We start from the raw sequence: 19270 nt of genomic DNA on the forward strand, positions 1-19270 counted from the left end.
TCGCACTGTATTTTGTGTGACGGACTTTTCTGCACCTTTTTGCTTCGGCGCACATACACCGGGCAAAGGGGGAATGCATCGTGAACCAGATCGTTTTCACTGCATGGGTGCTGCTGTTCCCGGCGGCGTGCACTACACTGGGGGCAGCAGGTGTGTTTTTGCTGCGGCGGCAGTCGCGGCCCTGCACGCAGCGCATCCTGTGCGGCATGGCAGCGGGCATTATGCTGGCGGCCAGTGTGTGGAGCCTGCTGCTGCCTGCTATCCAGCGCGGACAGACTTTGCCGCTTCCGGCATGGATCCCATCGGCAGTGGGGCTTGTGCTTGGCGCAGTGGGCCTTTTGCAGGTGGAACAGTTTGCCGGGCAGCTGCTGGAAGGCGGGGCCGGGCACGGCGGACGCATGGTGCTGGCTGTAACATTGCACAACCTGCCCGAGGGTATGGTGGCGGGCCTTGCCGCTGCACTGGCTTTGACCGGGGAGCCGGATGCTATCAGCGGTGCGCTGGCGCTGAGCCTTGGCATCGGTTTGCAGAATATCCCGGAAGGTGCAGCAGTCAGCCTGCCGCTGGCCCATAATGGCCGCACCCGCAGTCAGGCGTTTTTTGCGGGAGCGGCTTCCGGGCTGGTAGAGCCGTTGGGGGCATTGCTTGCCTTTGCTCTGGCCGAATGGGTCAGTGCTGCGCTGCCGTGGCTGCTCAGCGCAGCGGCGGGCTGCATGGTGTGCGTGACCGCACAGGAGATGATCCCGCAGGCCGTGGAGGGCGATGAGCCTGCCGGTGTTGTAAGCATTGTGCTGGGATTTGCGCTGATGATGGCACTGGATGTGGCATTGTAAGAAAAAAGGGGCTGCTGCAAAATCGATGCCGTTAATAAAATAACAGGATAAAAGCAAAGCGCAGTACAAACATAACGCGAAAGCGCAGAGAATGTACTGCGCTTTTTTGGATTTTTGAGAGCATCACATTTTCTGACTTTGGGCTATCCTATTTGATTGTTTCATGCGTTGGCCGTGAAATGATACCTCCCACCCCTTGCAATCTGCCTGCGTTTATGGTACAATATTCTGGCATTCAGAAGAATGTGTCGGACAGCGCCTGCTGCGTGGTTCGGCATACGGATGCGGGTCCTGTACGATGGATTCGCTGTGAACCAGGTCAGGTGGGGAACCAAGCAGCCTTAAGCAGTGCGTTCGTGCGTTTCAGTAAGCCTGCATCCGTATGCCGAGTTACGCAAGGCGGGGACAAAACCCCGTCAGCGCTGTCCTTTTTATTTTGCAGGAAAGGGGAGAGAACCATGTACCGTGCCTTGTACCGCAAATGGAGGCCGCAGCGTTTTGAGGATGTGGTAGGCCAGCGGGCCATTGTTACTGCGCTGAAAAACCAGATCACGGCAAACCGTGTGGGCCATGCCTACCTGTTTACCGGCGTGCGCGGCACCGGCAAAACCACCTGCGCCAAGATCTTTGCAAAGGCGGTCAACTGCCTGCATCCGGTCAATGGAGACCCCTGCGGCGAGTGTGAGATCTGCAAGGGCATCGATAACGGCAGCATTCTGGACGTGGTGGAGATGGATGCGGCTTCCAACAACGGTGTGGACGATATCCGCGACCTGCGCGACGAAACAGCTTACACTCCCAGCGCCTGCAAATATAAGGTATACATCATCGATGAGGTGCACATGCTGTCCACAGCAGCATTCAATGCGCTGCTCAAAACGCTGGAAGAACCGCCTGCCCACGTCATCTTTATTCTGGCAACCACTGAGATCCAGAAGGTGCCCGCCACCATTCTTTCCCGCTGCCAGCGGTACGATTTTACCCGCATCGGGCCGGAGGATATCGCCCGCCGGGTGGAATACATTGCAGGGGAGGAAAAGCTGGAGCTTTCGCCGGATGGTGCGGAACTGATCGCCCGTCTGGCCGACGGTGCGCTGCGCGATGCGTTGTCCATTCTGGATACCTGCGCAGGCGTTACGGCGAAAATTGACGCCGATGTGGTGCGCCGCATGGCAGGTGTGACCGACCGCAGTTATCTGTTCCGCATTTCGGACGCACTGGAAGCGCAGGACGGTGCAACAGCACTGGCCCAGCTGGCACAGCTTCGCCAGCAGTCTGTGGATGTCAAGCGTCTGACAGAGGAATTGATCGCGCATTATCGTGCTTTGATGCTGGCAGCATTGCCGGGCGGGCAGAGCCTTCTGTCCGGCGTTTCGCCGGAGGAGGAAGCTTTGTATCTGGAAAAAGGCCCGCAGCTGGGCCAGCGGGAGGCCATTCGTGCCATCCGTGCGCTGGGCAGTGCGCTGGAACATATGACCCGTGGCAGCGACCAGCGGATCGAGCTGGAACTTGCACTGTTTGGCTTATCCGAACCGCCCCAGCAGCCGCAGGCAGTTCCTGTGCAGGCCGCGCCTGTCCGTGCTGCAGCTCAACCCGCAGCGCCGCAGCCGTTTGCATCGGCAACTGCTGTGCAGCCCTTTGCAAGCGCTCCGATTTCCCAGCCGCCAATACCGTCCGTTCCTGTGGTGCAGCCTGCAGCGGAACCGAAACCTGTAAAGGCAGAACCTTCCGTGCCGTCGGAAATACCTGTAGAGCAGACTTCACCCGTCCAGACCGAAGAGCTGCCGCCGCTGCCGGAGGAACCGCCCGTGCAGCAGGCCGGAATGCTGCCTTGGGACGAGCCTGCCGCGCAGGCCGCACAGTCAGCTGCACCCGTGCCGGCAGAGTTGGAACCTGTTCCGCAGCCAGAACCGCCCAAACCTGCACCCACGCCCACTGCAAAGCCTGTGCCGGAAAAGCCACAGGATGCCGGGCAGGAAGGGACTGTGCTGTATCCGTACTGGCCGCAGGTGGTACAGCAGCTGCAGGAAAAAGATCCCATGCTCTACACCTATCTGCGCAAGTCCAAGGCTTACTTTGATGGCACCCGCGTGCTGATCGACGGCGGCAAGACCTTCCGCGATTTTATCCGCGCCAACAAGGACAGCCAGCGCCTGATCAAAAAGCTGATCAAGGATGTGTCCGGTACGGCGGTGCCCATTGGTCCCTATGAACCAAAGAGCGCTGGCAAAACGGTCTCCAACGCAGAGCAGTCGCTTCGTGCACTGGAAAAGCTGGGGTTGGATGTGTCCATTGAGGATTCCGCAAGGAAAACGAGATCATAAAAATACATTGCATCAATAAGGAGAAACGATTATGAAAGCAAGAATGCCCGCAGGCTTTGGTCGCCCCGATATGAACGCCCTCATGCGTCAGGCACAGAAGATGCAGGAAGATATGAAAGCCAAACAGGCCGAGCTGGAAGCTGCCGAGTACACCGGCAGCGCTGCCGGTGAGATGGTCACTGTTAAGATGAACGGCAAGCACGAAGTGCTGTCCATCACCATCAAGCCCGAGGCTGTGGACCCGGATGATGTTGAAATGCTGGAAGATATGGTGGCTGCTGCCATCAACGCAACCGTCAAGCAGGTGGACGAAACTGCCGAAGCTGAAATGGGCAAGCTGACCGGCGGCATGAACATCCCCGGTCTCTGATCCGGCAGGAGGGAAGAACATGGGCTATACTGCTGCCCCGCTGGAAAAGCTGATCGAAGAATTCAGCAAGTTTCCGGGGATCGGGCGCAAGGGCGCTACCCGCATGGCGTATCAGGTGCTGAGCATGTCGGACGAAGATGCCGCCGCACTGGCGGGAGCCATTCAGGGTGCCCACACCAAGCTCCATCGCTGCCGTATCTGCCAGAATTATACAGAAGCGGATATCTGCCCCATCTGTGCCAGTGCAAAACGCGATCCTTCTGTGATCTGCGTGGTGGAAACGCCCCGCGATGTGCAGGCGTTTGAACGCACAAGGGAGTATCACGGCTTGTACCATGTGCTGCACGGCCTGCTCAGCCCGATGGACGGCATTACTGCCGAACAGCTGTGCGTCAAGGAACTTCTGGCCCGCCTGGGCGACGGCAAGGTGAAAGAGGTCATCATGGCCATGAACCCCACGGTGGAGGGTGAAGCCACCGCCATGTATCTGGCAAAGCTTATCAAGCCTCTGGGCATCAGGACCACCCGTCTGGCCTATGGCCTGCCGGTGGGCGCAAGCCTGGAATACACTGACGAAACCACTTTGTACCGTGCACTTTCTGGCCGCGGTGAGCTGTGAATTGGGAAAAATTTACAGTTTCTTCAAAAACAGCCCTTGCAAAACCATAAAAAAATGGTATACTGATACAACAAACCACAATGGAGAAAGGAGGCGCGCGGAATGGCACCCACTAAGGAGCGTCCGGCAACAAAAACCATTGCCACAAACCGTGAAGCGCGCCATGAATACTTCGTTCTGGAAGCGCTGGAAACCGGCGTTGAACTGAAAGGTACGGAGGTCAAGAGCCTGCGTGCCGGAGGGGTCAACCTGAAAGACAGCTGGGTCGATATTGAGGATGGTGAACTGCTGGTAAAGGGAATGCATATCAGTCCCTACGACCACGGAAACATGTTCAATCAGGATCCGATGCGCGTCCGGCGCCTGCTGGCACACAAAAGTGAGATCCGGCGGCTGCATCAGCAGTGCAAGCTGCAGGGATATACCCTTGTGCCGCTTTCGCTCTATTTCAAACATGGCCGCGTGAAAATGGAAGTGGGCCTTTGCAAAGGCAAAAAGCTCTACGATAAGCGTGCCGATGCCGCCCAGCGCGATGCAAAGCGTTCCATTGACCGTGCCATGAAGTCCAACGGCAAATACTATTGATCTTTTCAGACCGCTTCCTGAAGCGGAACTTTTTCAAAGCTTTCTGCACACCGCAAGGTGTGCTTTATAAGGGGGCGTAAAGGTTTCGACGGGGAGAGCGAGGTCTGGGCAGCGGGTAGCAGTGGGGGAACTGCTCTATAACTCCTCCAAAAAAATTAACTGACAATAACAATTCTCAGTTGCTCGCAGCCTGAGTGCTGCGCGTTCCGCCCACTCTTGTGTCGTGTGGGGCCGGGGCGTCCTTTAGACACAGCACCTGAACGGACTTAAGCTTTGCGGACCGGCAGGAACTCATGAAGCTACCAATGCGCTAGCCTGACGATCGGCGTGGCGCGGCGGGAATGTTGTAGATCGCCTGCACCCGGAGACACCTACACTGAACTCTTTTCGGACATGGGTTCGACTCCCATCGCCTCCACCAACAAAAAGCACCTGGATTCATTGAAATCTGGGTGCTTTTCTTTTTGCTGAAACTGGTTTATAAAGCACGCTATATCACAGAACGATTCGCTATTAGGGCGGCTTTTGTCACAATTTGTACGTATTTCCAGCAAAACAGAATGATTGTATAAAATTTATACACCCGCTAAAGTTTGTTTGTTGTCTGCTGCGGCGGCGCGGGGTATACTGTTGCCATAAGGACGGCGCAAGGATGCCGAAAAAAGCAATAAAAAGCAGGGAGGCTTTTCTATGTACTATTCCAGTGGCAACTATGAAGCATTTGCAACTCCTAAAAAGCCGGAGGGTGTCGATCATAAATCTGCATATATCATTGGTTCCGGTCTGGCTGCACTGACGGCTGCATGTTATCTGGTGCGTGACGGCCAGATGAAGGGCGAGCATGTGCATGTGTTTGAGAAAGACCCCATCCCCGGCGGTGCCTGCGACGGCTACAAATACGATATCGGTTACGTGATGCGCGGTGGCCGCGAGATGGATAACCACTTCGAGGTCATGTGGGATCTGCTGCGCTCCATTCCGTCTCTGGAGACCGAGGGTGCCAGTGTGCTGGATGAGTACTACTGGCTGAACAAGGAAGACCCCAACTATTCACTGTGCCGTGCTACCGTCAACCGCGGCGAGGATGCCCACACCGATGGCAAGTTCGGCCTGTCTGATAAGGGTGCTATGGAGATCATGAAGCTCTTCTTCACCCCCAACGAGCAGCTGCAGGATAAGAAGATCACCGATTTCTTTGATGATGAAGTGCTGAACTCCAACTTCTGGCTGTACTGGCGCACCATGTTTGCCTTTGAAAACTGGCACAGTGCTCTGGAAATGAAGCTCTACCTCAAGCGTTATATCCACCATATCGGCGGTCTGCCGGATTTCACCGCCCTGCGCTTTACCCGCTACAACCAGTATGAATCTATCATCCTGCCCATGGTCACTTACCTGAAGGACCACGGCGTGCAGTTCCACTATGAGACCAAGGTCGTGGACGTGAAATTTGATATCAATGGCAAGCGCAAGCAGGCAAGCAGTGTGGTTGTGGAGCATGCGGGGGAGACCAGCACCATCGGCCTGACCGAAAATGATCTGCTGTTCATCACCAACGGCGGCTGCGTGGAAAGCTGCACGATGGGCGCACAGGACAAGGCAGCAGGCTTTGATCCCACCATCAAGCCGGGTAACGGCTGGGACCTGTGGAAGAAGATCGCTGCACAGGACCCCGCATTCGGCAATCCTGAAAAGTTCTGCTCCGACCCCGAACATTCCAACTGGGAAAGCGCCACCATTACCACCTTGGACGACAAGATCCCGCAGTATATCCAGAAGATTTGCAAGCGTGACCCGTTCAGCGGCCACACCGTCACCGGCGGCATCGTCACCGTTAAGGACTCCAACTGGCTGCTCAGCTGGACGTTGAACCGTCAGCAGCAGTTCCGAGACCAGCCTAAGAACCAGCTGTGCGTCTGGGTCTACGGCCTGTTCAGTGATAAGCCCGGCAACTACGTCAAGAAGGCCATGCGCGACTGCACCGGCAAGGAACTGTGCATGGAATGGCTGTACCACATTGGTGTGCCCGAGGATCAGATCGAGGAGCTGGCAGAGCACAGCGCAAACACCATACCTGTGATGATGCCCTATATCGATGCATTCTTTATGCCGCGTGCGATGGGCGACCGTCCTGATATCGTGCCGGAGGGTGCTGTCAACTTTGCCTTCCTGGGTCAGTTCGCCGAGACCGGCCGTGACACCATCTTCACCACCGAATACTCCATGCGCACCGGTATGGAAGCTGTGTACACCCTGCTGGACATCGACCGCGGTGTGCCCGAGGTCTGGGGCAGCACCTATGATGTACGTGCCCTGATCGATGCAACGGTCAAGCTGCGCGACGGCAAGAAGATCACCGACATGGATCTGCCGCTCATCCCGCGCCTTGCCATGAAGGAAGCTTTGAAAAAGATCGAGGGTACCGACCTTGAGAAATTCCTCAAGGAATACAATGCGATTTGAGCTCGTTGCTCTGATCTATTTTTGAATCCCCTTTGAAAACAGCCCGCTTTTGCAGTCAACGACTGGCTGCAGATGCGGGCTGTTTTTTGCCCTGAAAAGGAATAATGTTGCACAAAAAGTGTGACTTAGTACCGTGAATTATGAACAAATTGTGCGATTCCGGGTTGTTCTTGGGTGTTTTGTGTGTTATGCTTAATATAACAAGCGTCGGGCTGGTTCTGTGCGCCCGATAAAAACAAAAGAGAGTTTTAAGAGGAGGTCGTTTTTCCATGAAACAGCTTATCTCCCGCCGCAGCTTCCTGAAAGCCGCAGGTGTCACCACGGCCGTTGCTGCCGTGAGTCTGGGCGCACCCGCTGCGTCTGCATGTTACCCCGGCAGCTTTAAGGACATTACGATCCTGTACACCAACGATGTTCATACTTATATCGACAAAAAATCGCCGGAACTGACCTATGCTGCCATCGCAGCTTTGAAAAAGAGCTATCAGGATGCAGGCAAAAATGTCCTGCTTGTAGATGCGGGCGACCATATTCAGGGTACCGCATATGGTTCCATGGACGAAGGTGCATCCATCATCCAGCTGATGAACGCCGCTGGCTATGATGCTGCAACTCCCGGCAACCATGAATTCGACTACGGCATGGCCCGTGCAAAAGAGGTAATGGCTGAGGCGGATTTCCCGTACCTCTCCAGCAACTGGGTCAATCTGCCGCTGGGCAACCGCGTTCTGCCGGATGTCAAATACTTCACCATCGGCGGCCGCGTGATCGCATTTGTGGGCATCACCACGCCCGAGACCTTCACCAAGTCTACTCCGGCTTACTTCATGGATAAGAGCCAGAGCCGCTATATCTATGATATTCTAGGCGGTGACGACGGCCAGAAGCTGTACAAGGCTGTGCAGAAGTCCATTGATAAGGCCAAGGTTCTGGCTGACTACGTGATCGGTCTGGGCCATCTGGGCGTTGATCCTTCCTCTTCGCCCTGGACCAGCAAGGAAGTCATCGAGCACACCTCCGGCTTCGATGCATTCATCGACGGCCATTCTCACACCAAGATGGAGTGTGAGTGGGTGAAGGATCTGTCCGGCAAGGCTGTCGCCCTGACCCAGACCGGCTCTTATTTTGCAAATGTTGGCGAAATGACCATCAAGGCTGACGGCTCCATTGCCACCCGTCTGATCTCCTCTTACGAAGGCTCCGACAGTGCCGTTGCCGATATCCAGAACGCATGGGTCGCTTCTGTGGACGACATGCTGGGTGAGAAGATCGCTGTTGCCGATACGAACTTCTACATCTCCGACCCCGAGACTGGCAAGCGCCGCATCCGCATGGCAGAGACGAATCTCGGCGACTTCGTGGCCGACGGCATTTACTCCTACTTCAATGAGGTGGAACAGCTGCATTGTGACATCGCTATCATGAACGGTGGCGGCATCCGCGCCGATGAGAAAGCCGGCTACTGGACCTTCAAGACCTGCAAGCAGGTCAGCCCGTTTGGCAATGTGGCCTGTCTGATGTCTGTCACCGGCAAGCAAATCCAGGATGCACTGGAGTTTGCAGCCCGCTTTGCCGGAACGGAAAAGGAGAACGGCGGCTTCCTGCATGTGGCAGGCGCTTCCTACGAGATCCACACCGATATCCCCAACACCGTGCAGACCGACGAGAAGAATGTCTGGATCGGCAGTGCCACCGGCACTCCGCGCGTGCAGAACGTGAAGATCTACAACAAGGCTTCCGGTACTTATGAACCGCTGGACGAGAGCAAGACCTACGCTCTGGCTGGCATGAATTACACTCTGCGCAATCTGGGCGATGGTTTTGCCATGTTTGATGGCGCAGAGCTGATCAAGGACTATGTGTCTGAGGATTACCTTGTGATGTCCACTTACGCAATGAGCTTTGGCGGCGTGGACGGCGAGGGTCTGCCGCATCTGACCACCGCAAACAGCCCGCTGGCCGATTACCCGGGCTATCTGCTGGATTACGAGAATCCCTACGGCGCAGGCCGCATCAGCATTCTGTAATAACTGCATAAAAATGGGCGTACCGTCGCAAAGACGGTACGCTGTTTTTGTATAACAATATAGAACGAAAAAAGCCATCCGGCATAAACCAGATGGCTTTTTGGTTGGGGATGAGAGAATCGAACTCCCACAAGTAGAGTCAGAGTCTACCGCACTACCACTATGCAAATCCCCAATATCCGATTGCGTTTCGCAGTGTGAGCCGCTCAACGTGTGCTATTATACGCGGAAAAGTGATACTTGTCAAGCGTGATTTTGAAAAAATTGCAAACTTTTTTAAAATGCGCGCACCAGCGGAGAAAGTTTCTGCTTTACCATAAACTGGCATATTCTGCACCGGTCTCTTCATATACTAGAATGTACAAACCTTCAAGATGCACAAAGAAGAGGAGGACGGCCTATGCTGGAACGAACCCATGCCCAGAACACCCAAACTTTGCTTTCGAGCCGCATCCCGCGGGATACCGAGCACGAACGCTATCACCCAGAACTGGAAGAAGAGCTGAAGGAATGTCTGTTCTGCCTGCGGCGTAATGAGATGATGTTTGATCTGGAGGTAGATACAGACCTGATCGAGCAGCGCATTTACGAGCGGCAGGCGCTTTTGTGCCGCTACCGGTACTTACTGGCCAGGGCGCGGGAGCTGGGGCTGCACACCGTCCTGACGAAGTATCAGCCTGCTGGACAGGTTTGAACAGGTTAGTAGCATAAAAATCTTGACAGAAAGCCCCTTGCGTGTTATCATAAGTAAAGATAAATGCGTACCGGGCTTTGTCCGGCGCGATGAAATTTTGAGAGCTAGAGAGGTTTTCTATTATGGAACGTATTAAGACCATTGCTACTCGTGACCTGACCAAGAGCGTTAAGACCGGCGGCTGCGGCGAGTGCCAGACTTCCTGCCAGTCCGCTTGCAAGACCTCCTGCGGCGTGGCTAACCAGCAGTGCGAGAACAGCAACAAGTAATTTTTGCAAACCCCATGCCGCCTTTGCCGGGCGGCATTTTTTTGTGTAATTGGAATGGAGAGTAAAATGGTACACCAGTATCAATTGAACGGCTATAATATCGTGCTGGACACCTGCAGCGGCTCGGTGCATGTGGTGGACGATGTTGCATACGATATCATTGCCATGTACCCGGAGCATACTGCTGACGAGATCGTTTCGGCTATGATGGCAAAGTATGGAGACCGCGAGGATGTCACGGAGGAAGATCTGCGTCAGTGCATCGATGATGTGACCAACCTGAAGGAAGCAGGCAAGCTGTGGACCCCGGATACCTATGAGAATATGGCTTTTGACTTTAAAAACCGCAACACCGTGGTCAAGGCCTTGTGCCTGCATGTTGCACACACCTGCAACCTGAACTGCTCCTACTGCTTTGCTTCGCAGGGCCGCTATCAGGGCGACCGTGCGCTGATGAGCTTTGAAGTGGGCAAGCGTGCCATGGACTTCCTGATCGAAAACTCCGGCACCCGCCGCAACCTTGAGGTTGACTTCTTTGGCGGCGAACCGCTGATGAATTTTGACATGGTCAAAAAGCTGGTGGCTTACTGCCGTGAGCAGGAGAAGATCCACAACAAGAACTTCCGCTTTACCATGACCACCAACGGTATGCTGATCGATGACGATGTGATCGATTTCTGCAACAAGGAGTGCCACAATGTGGTGCTGAGTCTGGATGGCCGCAAAGAGGTCAACGACCGCTTCCGCAAGGACTATGCAGGCCATGGCAGCTACGATACCATCGTGCCCAAGTTCCAGGAGTTCGTGAAGAAGCGCGGCGACAAGAACTACTACATGCGCGGCACCTACACCCACTATAACACCGACTTCACCAACGATATCTTCCACATGGCCGACCTTGGCTTTACTGAGCTGAGCATGGAGCCTGTGGTGTCCAAGCCCGGCGACCCCAGTGCCCTGACCGAGGAAGATCTGCCCATCCTGAAGGAACAGTACGAGATCCTTGCCAAGGAAATGATCAAGCGCAACCGCGAGGGCCGCGGCTTTACCTTCTACCACTACATGATCGACCTCACCGGCGGCCCCTGCATCTACAAGCGCATTTCCGGCTGTGGCTCCGGCACTGAGTACATGGCTGTTACTCCTTGGGGCGATCTGTACCCCTGCCACCAGTTTGTGGGTGACCCCAAGTACCTGATGGGCGATATCTGGAAGGGCGTTACGAACACTGCCGTGCGCGATGAGTTCAAGCACTGCAACGCCTATGCCCGCAAGGAGTGCCAGAACTGCTGGGCAAAGCTGTACTGCTCCGGCGGCTGTGCAGCAAACTCCTACCACGCTACCGGCAACATTACCGGTGTGTATGAGTACGGCTGCGAGCTGTTCAAAAAGCGAATGGAATGCGCTATCATGATCAAGGTCGCTGAGAATCAGGAACTTGCCGCCAAGGGCATCGAGGTGCCTATTGAGCTGGGTTCCACCTGTAACGCCTGTGCTGATGGCGAAGCCTGCGAATGAGCACGACCACGCCTATTGTGGATTTTGTGCGCCGTTACGCACAGTCCGGCACCTCGCGGCTGCATATGCCCGGTCACAAGGGCCAGAGCCTTTTGGGCTTTGAGCCGTGGGACATTACCGAAATAAAGGGTGCGGATGAACTGTATGGGGCTGACGGCATCATTGCCCAGAGCGAAGCCAACGCTACCCGGCTGTTCGGCACGGTGCATACCTATTACAGCACAGAGGGCTCGTCCCAGTGCATCCGTGCAATGCTGTGCCTTGCACTGCAGGCTGCGTCCGCAGCCGGACAGCGCCCGGTCCTGCTGGCAGCGCGCAACGCTCACAAAGCACTGTTGTATGCGGCGGCGCTGCTGGATTTTGATATCCAGTGGCTCTGGCCTGCGCCGCAGGATGCCGGTGCGCTTTGCAGCTGCCCGGTGTCAGCTGCAAAGCTGACAGGTGCTCTGCAGGGTTTGGCACAGCAGGGCAAAAGGCCCTTTGGCATCTACATCACCAGTCCGGATTATCTCGGCGGTGTGCAGGATATTGCAGCGCTGGCCGAAGTGTGCAAGGATTTTAGCGTTCCGCTTCTGGTGGATAATGCCCACGGTGCTTACCTGCGTTTTCTGCCGCAGGGCGGTCAGCATCCTATTGCGCTGGGCGCGGCCATGTGCTGCGACTCCGGCCATAAAACACTGCCCGTTGTCACTGGCGGCGCATACCTGCATCTGGGCAAAAATGCCCCCATTCAGAACGAAGCCGCTGTGCGCAATGCACTGGCATTGTTTGGTTCCACCAGTCCGTCTTACCTGATCTTGCAGTCGCTGGACAAATGCAATCAGGTTCTGTCGGAGGGTTATCCGCTGCGGCTTTTGCAGTGCTGCGGATATTTGACCCGCCTGCGCCGGGAGCTGAACGAAGCCGCTGCGGCAAAACACTGCCCGGGGCCGCTGGCACTGGAAAGCGAACCTCTCAAGGTCACGCTGGATGCTGCTACACTGGGCATGACCGGCACAGAGCTTGCAGAAGCGCTGCGCAGCGCAAAGGTCGAGTGCGAATATGCCGACCCGCGCTATGTTGTGCTGATGTTCACCCCGGCAAATCCGCCGCAGGACTTTGAACGGCTGACTTCTGCCGTTCTCCACATTGTGGAAAACCTTACAGGCCCGTTCCCGCTCCCGGAAAAAAACGATCGTGAACTTTTGGAGCTGGAACACGAATTGCACACCTGCTGCAGCATCCGGCAGGCCGTGTTTGCCCCGCAGGAGCAGGTGCCCACAGAGCAGGCGGTGGGGCGTATCTGCGCTATGCCGACGGTTTCCTGCCCGCCTGCGATCCCCATTGTGGTCAGCGGCGAGAAGATCACATCGGCTGCCGTCCGGCTGATGCAGAAATACCATGTAATGCAGGCGGCTGTCCTGCGCAAAACGATCTGATTGTTTCAAAAGGCCCAAAGGCATCGTGCGTTTTGCACGGTGCCTTTTTTGCGCGCATATCCTGCAAAGCATGTGCATACCTTTCCAGTAGAGACGGACAGGGAAAGGAGCACACTGCATGGAACTGAAGATCTTTCGGGATACGCTGCCGCAGGCAGGCACGAGCTGCACCGTCAAGGCAGAACTTCCGCTGGAAACCGAGATCCTGATTTCAGATTATCTTCCGCCGGTGTTCAAGCTGGTCAAATGCTTTGCAAAACCGGTGGTGCTGCAAAAGCAGCTGCAGCCCGGGCGGCTTACATTGGAAGGCTATCTGCGCTGCACTGTGTTTTATCAGGGCGAGGATGGGGCCGGGCTTTGCCAGACCGAGCAGAAGCTGCCGTTTACAAAGCAGCTGGAGGTGCCGGAATTTTCCTTCACCAGCTGGATGGCCATGGTAGAAGGGCAGACCGAATACCTCAACTGCCGGGCGGTAAACCCGCACCGTATCGAGGTGCGCGGAGCCTATGGTCTTGTGGTTGCTATCCATACACAGGATAAACAGGAACTGATCACGGCGCTGGCCGATGGCGGCATTGAACAGAAATTGCAGACGCTGAACGGCGTGCGCAGCGCCGCGGTGCTGGAAAAACTGGTCACTGTGGAAGGGGAGCTTGTGTTTGCAAAGCCGCCCGCAGCCATTCTGGATATTACCGGCAGCGCCGCCGTGCGGGAGGTAAAGCTGCTGGCGGGCAAGGCAGTGGTCAAGGGCGAGGTACGTGCCCAATGCGCCTGGCGCGCGGAAGGCGAAAGCAGCCTGCAAAGTCAGGCGGCATCCCTGCCGTTCAATCAGGTGGTGGATCTGGAAGGCGTGGCAGAGGACTGCAGATGCATGTGCGTGCTGGAGCCGGTGGGCTTTGCCCTTGCGGAGGGCGAACAGGAAGCCAGCGGCCAACTGACAGCCAGCGTGATGATGCATTTGCACGCATGGCGGCCCTGCCAGCTGCAATACGTAGCGGATGCCTTTTCTACGCAGTTTGAAACCGCCGTCACGCCGCAGGAGTTGGCAGCAGAAGATCTTGCCTGTATGCTGAACGAGACAGCATCTTCCACGGCCTCCGGGCCGCTGCCAGATGCGGATGCTCAGCTGCGCGCCTGCTTTGTGTCTTATGGACCGGCGCAGGTAACACCTTACCGCGACGGCTGGGCCTTTACGGTGCGTGCCGTTGCCACCGCCTTTGCCGAGAACAGTCTTGCCGAGCTGGAAAGCTACGAAAAAACACTGGAGCTTGTCTTTCCGCTCGCAGTAGAAGCCCCGCCGGGTGCACAGTTCAGCCCGGAATGCTGGCTGAGCACCGAGAACATCCAGTGCAGCTGCACCGGCGGCACATTGGAAGTGACGGTCACCGCCCGTGCCGAAGGAGCCATCCTCTGCCGGAGCACACATCCGGGCATCGGCAGCATTGAGCTGGGCGAACCGCTGACGACTCCGGACCCGGAGATCGCACTGCGCATCTACTATGCACAGGCAGGGGAGGAGTTGTTCGGCATTGCCAGACGGTTCCATGTGTCACCGGCACAGATCCTGACGGCAAATGGGCTGGAAGCCGGTACGCAGGTCCTGCCGCAGGCGATGCATTTTCTGGTGCCGGGTGCATAAATCGACGAAGAACGCTGCCTTTTCAGGCGGCGTTTTCCTTTTGTGCCGAAAAGAAAGTGAAAAAGCCCTTTCTTCTCTGTGTGCGTGAGAGTATAATAAAAAGCGGTGTTTGAAATAGGAAAGGAGTAAAAAACAAAGATGAATTCCAAAAGTAAGCTCCTTGCCCCGGAGCTTGTCAATGTAGAAAGGCCGGTTTGGGCTTTCAGCAAAAAAATTTTCTGTGAGGGCATGCGGGATGGCGTTCCCATTGCGCTGGGCTATTTTGCTGTTTCCTTCTCGCTGGGCATTGCGGCCCGCCGGGCAGGCTTTACCCCGTTTCAGGGCTTTCTGGTCAGCCTACTGAACAACGCTTCGGCAGGCGAATACGCTGCATTTGCCATCATCATGGCCAATGCGACCTATCTGGAAGTGGCCATCATCACACTGATTGCCAATGCGCGCTATCTGCTCATGAGCTGCGCACTGGCCCAGCGCTTTGCGCCGGGCACACCCTTCTGGCACAGGCTGCTCATCGGTTATGATGTGACAGACGAGCTTTTTGGCATCACCATTGCACGGCCCGGCAGCCTGAACCCATATTATACCTACGGTGCCATTCTGCTGGCGGCACCGGCTTGGGCCATCGGTACAGCGTTGGGCATCATTGCGGGCAATCTGCTGCCGCTGCGGGCTGTCAGTGCGCTGAGCGTTGCCCTTTACGGCATGTTCCTTGCCATCATCATTCCTCCGGCGCGTAAGAGCAGGGTGGTAGCTGCACTTGTTGCCATCAGCTTTGCACTGAGCTTTGTGTGCAATTACCTGCCGGGTATCTCCGCTCTTTCGGAGGGCACGCGTACCATTTTGCTCACAGTGCTCATTTCCAGCGCTGCAGCAGCTCTTTTTCCGGTAAATCCAGAAGAGCAGGAGGCAGAGCATGACGCATAATAATTACATTTACATTGCAGTGATGGCGCTGGTATCCTATGCCATCCGCATCCTTCCGCTCACACTGATCCGCAAGCCCATCAAAAACCGCTTCATTCAGTCGTTTCTGTATTATGTGCCCTATGTGACGCTGGCGGTCATGACCTTCCCGGCCATTGTCAACGCGACCCAGAGCCCGGCTGCCGGTGCCATGGCGCTGGTGGTAGGCATTGCAGCTGCTTGGTTCGGCGCAAGCCTGTTTCAGGTATCTGTGGCCTGCTGTGCCGTCGTGTTCGTGCTGGAACTGTTCCTTTAAAATTTTTGTGCCCGGCAGGCTGTCATGCTGCTGGGCACTTTTTCATTGTCCTGCAGGAGGAAATTATCATGAAAAAAATTCTTATCACCGGTGCAGGCGGCTTTGTCGGCTCCCGCATTTTACAGCAGTGGCAGGGAAAGTACGAGCTTTGCGCCCTTCCAAAAGGCTTTTTCTGTACAGCCGATGAAGCTCTCACCCGTGCACAGGTGGAAGCTCTGCATCCGGATGTGATCCTGCACACCGCCGCTCTTTCCGATACCAGTTACTGTGCGCAGCATCCGGCAGAAGCTTACCGTGCCAATGTGGAGCTGCCAGTCTGGCTGGCACGGGCTGCGCAGCAGACGAAGGCAAAGCTGGTGGCATTCAGCTCGGATCAGGTCTATGCTGGTGTGCAGCAGCAGGGGCTGCTGCCGGAAACACTGGCCCTGCATCCCGCAAACATTTACGGCCAATACAAGCTGGAAGCAGAGCAGCGTGTGCTGGAGCTCTGCCCGGACTCGGTCCATCTGCGTGCCAGTTGGATGTATGACCTGCCCGGCTATGGGCTGCCCATCCGGGGCAATCTTCCGCTGAATCTTCTGCGTGCCGCGCTGAAGGGAGAGACTCTGCGCTTCTCCCGGAACGACCACCGCGGCGTGACCTATGTGCGGCAGGTGATCGAAAATCTGGAGCCTGCCATGGCGCTGCCCGGCGGCGTATATAATTTTGGCAGCGGCAATGCCGAAAACATGGTATGCACCGCCCGGCAGTTTGCCGAAACGCTGGGAATCGCTGTGCAGATCGAGGAAGAAAGCTGGGGTCGGAACCTTGTGATGGACACCACAAAACTGGAACGCTTCGGCATCCGGTTCGACACCACTCAGCAGGGCATCCAGCGCTGTTTAAAAGATTACGGGCTGAGAACGCTGTAAAATTTCCATATCGCACAAAAATCAAATAAAACAAAACAAAAAAGCAGGAGTTCTGCGCGAAATTCTTCCGACCAAAGCGGAAAAACCGCACAAAACGCCCTGCTTTTTGTGTTTCCCAGCGGGAAACAGCTGTTCACGAAAAAGTCATACTTAATTTACAAGGATACGCAGTTTTGCTATAATAAATCCGCTTTTTTGGTAAAGCAGTCGAAAAGAATGATTTTTGTCAAGATTTGAGGAGAGTGGAACATTTGAAGGAAGTCAAGCTCGAAGAGTCGGCGTATCAGTTCGACGCAAAAATGTCCCTGAAACAGGCGATCCCGCTGGGTCTGCAGCATGTCTGCGCCATGTTCGTGGGCAACCTGACCCCGCTGCTGATCATCACCAGCGCCTGCGGCATTGCGGGCGGCGAATTTGCAGATCTGCAGGTCACGCTGCTGCAGAGCGCCATGTTTGTGGCCGGCGTAGTCACGCTGGTACAGCTGTTCACCATCGGCCCCGTGGGCGGTAGTGTGCCCATCATCATGGGCACCAGTTCCGGTTTTATCGGCGTGTTCAACAGTGTTGTCGGCAGCATGGGCGGCGGTGTGCTGGCCTATGGTGCCATTATGGGTGCATCCATCATCGGCGGCATCTTTGAAGGCGTTCTGGGCTTCTTCCTCAAGCCTCTGCGCAAGTTCTTCCCGCCGGTCGTCACCGGTACGGTTGTACTTTCCATCGGTCTTTCGCTGATCTCGGTGGGCATCAATTCCTTTGGCGGCGGCAACGGCGCAAAAGACTTTGGCTCCATGGAAAATCTTCTGCTTGCCCTGTTCGTATTGGTGGTCATTCTGATCTTCAAGCACTGGACCACGGGCTTCCTCAGCTCTTCCGCGATCCTGATCGGCATTCTGGCCGGTTACGTTGCGGCCTTTGTCATGGGTCTGGTGCTGCCCACCACCGGTGTCACTGCCGATGGTGTAGAGTTTGCCAAGGCATGGGTGCTCAACTGGAATAAGGTGGCACAGGCCTCTTGGTTTGCCATTCCCAAGCTGATGCCGGTCAAGATCGTGTTTGATATGCGCGCTATTATGCCGGTGATGATCATGTTCGTTGTTACCGCTGTTGAGACCGTGGGCGATATCTCCGGTGTCATGGAGGGCGGCATGAATCGTGAGCCCACCGATAAAGAGCTGTCCGGCGGTGTGATTTGTGACGGTCTGGGCTCCTCTTTTGCGGCTCTGTTCGGTGTACTGCCCAACACTTCCTTCAGCCAGAACGTGGGTCTGGTGGCCATGACCAAAGTGGTCAACCGCATGGCTCTGGCCTCCGGTGCCATCTTCCTGATCCTGTGCGGTCTGATCCCCAAGCTCGGCGCGCTGATCTCCATTATGCCGCAGGCCGTTCTGGGCGGTGCTGCCGTTATGATGTTCTCTTCCATCGTGGTCAGCGGCATCCAGCTCATCACCAAGGAAAAGATGACCCCGCGTCAGCTTACCATCGTCTCGGTGGCTCTGGGTGTTGGCTACGGCATGGGTGCCAACAGCGGCATTCTGGCACAGGCTCCGCACGCTTTCCAGCTGATCTGCGGCGAGTCCGGCATCGTTCCGGCTGCGTTCGTGGCGATCCTGCTGAATGTGCTGCTGCCGAAGGATGACAAGGCAGAATAAAGCTCAAAGCTTTTGCCGGGCCAGAGCTTCCAATTGCGCAAGTGCTTCGGGCGTGTCGGCATCGGCCAATTCATTCCGATCCGCAATGTAAACGGTGTGAACATGCGCGGGATATTTCCGAAGCAGAACACTTCCGCCCATGCCCTGCGGCAAGGTGAGCAGTTCCTGAAAAAGTCCTTTTTCAAACAGAACGGGACTTCCAGTAAGGGGAGACGGATCGTTACGGACCCGGAATCCCAGACGGAAGATCTCCCGTTCTGTTTCTTTTTGCCGTTCCAGCCGGGTCCTGTGATCCCATCCGGAGATGCCTGCCATGGCTTCCACTGTCTCGCGGCACAAAAGCGGCTGGTCTCCCGGCAGGAACATGCAGCCAAAAAGCTCCGGAACCTGTTCCAGCAGCGCAGAAAGACCCAGTCGTACCGTATCGTTTCGATCAGGCAGAACGTGCAGCAGCACCGGAACATTGCGGGAGCGGCAAAGCTGCGCAACTTCGTCCGAACGTGTCACCACGATGCGGGCCGAAAGCTTTGGAGTATCGGTCGCCGCAAATGCGCGGCATAGCATCGGTTCCCCGCAGAACGGCGCAAGGAGTTTGTTGGAGCCGAAGCGCTGGCTCAGACCGGATGCCATAATGACACAGCCCACCGGAAGAAGTTCTTTCATATAGTACCACTCTTTCTGAAACGAATTCACAATAGTATTATATCGAAATCTGTGTTAAAATAAAAGAAC

Annotated in this window: 17 protein-coding genes, 1 tRNA gene and 2 other RNA genes; 18 read left to right on the plus strand and 2 right to left on the minus strand. The window is 55.9% G+C overall.

Translation table 11 applies throughout. The annotated features are described in order from the left end of the window. Positions 1–80 precede the first annotated feature (80 nt). From DXA66_RS04290 to DXA66_RS04330, 9 genes are all read left to right on the plus strand, one after another. Positions 81–833 carry a ZIP family metal transporter gene (locus DXA66_RS04290; RefSeq protein WP_243089026.1) on the plus strand — a complete coding sequence of 251 codons (753 nt, stop codon included), beginning with the start codon at positions 81–83 and terminating at the stop codon, positions 831–833. A gap of 282 nt (positions 834–1115) precedes the next feature. Next, positions 1116–1214: signal recognition particle sRNA small type (ffs, locus tag DXA66_RS04295), an RNA gene on the plus strand. Between the two features lie 77 nt (positions 1215–1291). After that, a complete protein-coding gene (gene dnaX / locus DXA66_RS04300; protein ID WP_118527027.1) occupies positions 1292–3157 on the plus strand; it encodes a DNA polymerase III subunit gamma/tau in 1866 nt (621 codons plus the stop codon). Between the two features lie 31 nt (positions 3158–3188). After that, positions 3189–3527, plus strand: coding sequence for a YbaB/EbfC family nucleoid-associated protein (locus DXA66_RS04305; protein WP_097774953.1), 339 nt, complete (start codon positions 3189–3191; stop codon positions 3525–3527). Positions 3528–3546: 19 nt separating this feature from the next. Next, on the plus strand, positions 3547–4146 hold the full coding sequence (gene recR, locus DXA66_RS04310; protein ID WP_118527029.1) for a recombination mediator RecR: 600 nt from the start codon (positions 3547–3549) through the stop codon (positions 4144–4146). A gap of 102 nt (positions 4147–4248) precedes the next feature. Then, on the plus strand, positions 4249–4731 hold the full coding sequence (gene smpB / locus DXA66_RS04315; RefSeq protein WP_005941729.1) for an SsrA-binding protein SmpB: 483 nt from the start codon (positions 4249–4251) through the stop codon (positions 4729–4731). A gap of 70 nt (positions 4732–4801) precedes the next feature. Beyond that, positions 4802–5152: a transfer-messenger RNA gene (gene ssrA / locus DXA66_RS04320) on the plus strand. A 269-nt stretch (positions 5153–5421) separates the two neighbouring features. After that, a complete protein-coding gene (locus tag DXA66_RS04325) occupies positions 5422–7194 on the plus strand; it encodes an oleate hydratase (RefSeq protein ID WP_118527031.1) in 1773 nt (590 codons plus the stop codon). Between the two features lie 269 nt (positions 7195–7463). Continuing rightward, positions 7464–9221, plus strand: a complete 1758-nt coding sequence (locus DXA66_RS04330) for a bifunctional UDP-sugar hydrolase/5'-nucleotidase (RefSeq protein WP_118527033.1) — start codon at positions 7464–7466, stop codon at positions 9219–9221. 101 nt (positions 9222–9322) lie between these two features. Here the strand turns inward: DXA66_RS04330 and DXA66_RS04335 are convergent. Next, positions 9323–9396: transfer RNA gene (locus DXA66_RS04335), tRNA-Gln, on the minus strand. 225 nt (positions 9397–9621) lie between these two features. On the opposite strand from DXA66_RS04335, the gene DXA66_RS04340 reads away from it, so the two are divergent. The 9 genes from DXA66_RS04340 (at position 9622) to DXA66_RS04380 (ending at position 18538) form a co-directional block, all read left to right on the plus strand. Continuing rightward, positions 9622–9915, plus strand: coding sequence for a hypothetical protein (locus DXA66_RS04340; RefSeq protein ID WP_005942150.1), 294 nt, complete (start codon positions 9622–9624; stop codon positions 9913–9915). Positions 9916–10037: 122 nt separating this feature from the next. Next, on the plus strand, positions 10038–10184 hold the full coding sequence (gene scfA, locus DXA66_RS04345; RefSeq protein WP_005926683.1) for a six-cysteine ranthipeptide SCIFF: 147 nt from the start codon (positions 10038–10040) through the stop codon (positions 10182–10184). A 66-nt stretch (positions 10185–10250) separates the two neighbouring features. Further along, positions 10251–11702 (plus strand): thioether cross-link-forming SCIFF peptide maturase, encoded by a 1452-nt coding sequence (scfB, locus tag DXA66_RS04350; RefSeq protein WP_165853647.1) that lies wholly within the window; start codon positions 10251–10253, stop codon positions 11700–11702. Continuing rightward, positions 11699–13120: an amino acid decarboxylase gene (locus tag DXA66_RS04355; RefSeq protein WP_118527037.1), complete on the plus strand. Its 1422-nt coding sequence runs from the start codon at positions 11699–11701 to the stop codon at positions 13118–13120. The genes scfB and DXA66_RS04355 overlap by 4 nt, the downstream gene beginning before the upstream one ends. A 118-nt stretch (positions 13121–13238) precedes the next feature. After that, positions 13239–14759: an SPOCS domain-containing protein gene (locus DXA66_RS04360; protein WP_118527039.1), complete on the plus strand. Its 1521-nt coding sequence runs from the start codon at positions 13239–13241 to the stop codon at positions 14757–14759. Between the two features lie 138 nt (positions 14760–14897). Further along, the gene (locus DXA66_RS04365) at positions 14898–15683 is read left to right on the plus strand and encodes an AzlC family ABC transporter permease (RefSeq protein WP_118527041.1); all 786 of its coding nucleotides are present in this window, start codon (positions 14898–14900) and stop codon (positions 15681–15683) included. After that, positions 15673–15978: an AzlD domain-containing protein gene (locus DXA66_RS04370; protein ID WP_118527043.1), complete on the plus strand. Its 306-nt coding sequence runs from the start codon at positions 15673–15675 to the stop codon at positions 15976–15978. The genes DXA66_RS04365 and DXA66_RS04370 overlap by 11 nt, the downstream gene beginning before the upstream one ends. A gap of 68 nt (positions 15979–16046) precedes the next feature. After that, a complete protein-coding gene (locus tag DXA66_RS04375) occupies positions 16047–16889 on the plus strand; it encodes a sugar nucleotide-binding protein (RefSeq protein ID WP_118527045.1) in 843 nt (280 codons plus the stop codon). Between the two features lie 299 nt (positions 16890–17188). Further along, positions 17189–18538, plus strand: coding sequence for a uracil-xanthine permease family protein (locus DXA66_RS04380; RefSeq protein WP_243089037.1), 1350 nt, complete (start codon positions 17189–17191; stop codon positions 18536–18538). A 3-nt stretch (positions 18539–18541) separates the two neighbouring features. On the opposite strand, the gene DXA66_RS04385 is transcribed toward DXA66_RS04380, so the two are convergent. Then, positions 18542–19201, minus strand: coding sequence for an NTP transferase domain-containing protein (locus DXA66_RS04385; RefSeq protein ID WP_118527049.1), 660 nt, complete (start codon positions 19199–19201; stop codon positions 18542–18544). Positions 19202–19270 lie beyond the last annotated feature (69 nt).

Origin of the sequence: Faecalibacterium sp. OF03-6AC, assembly GCF_003478175.1 — a bacterium.
Classification (GTDB): domain Bacteria; phylum Bacillota; class Clostridia; order Oscillospirales; family Ruminococcaceae; genus Faecalibacterium; species Faecalibacterium taiwanense.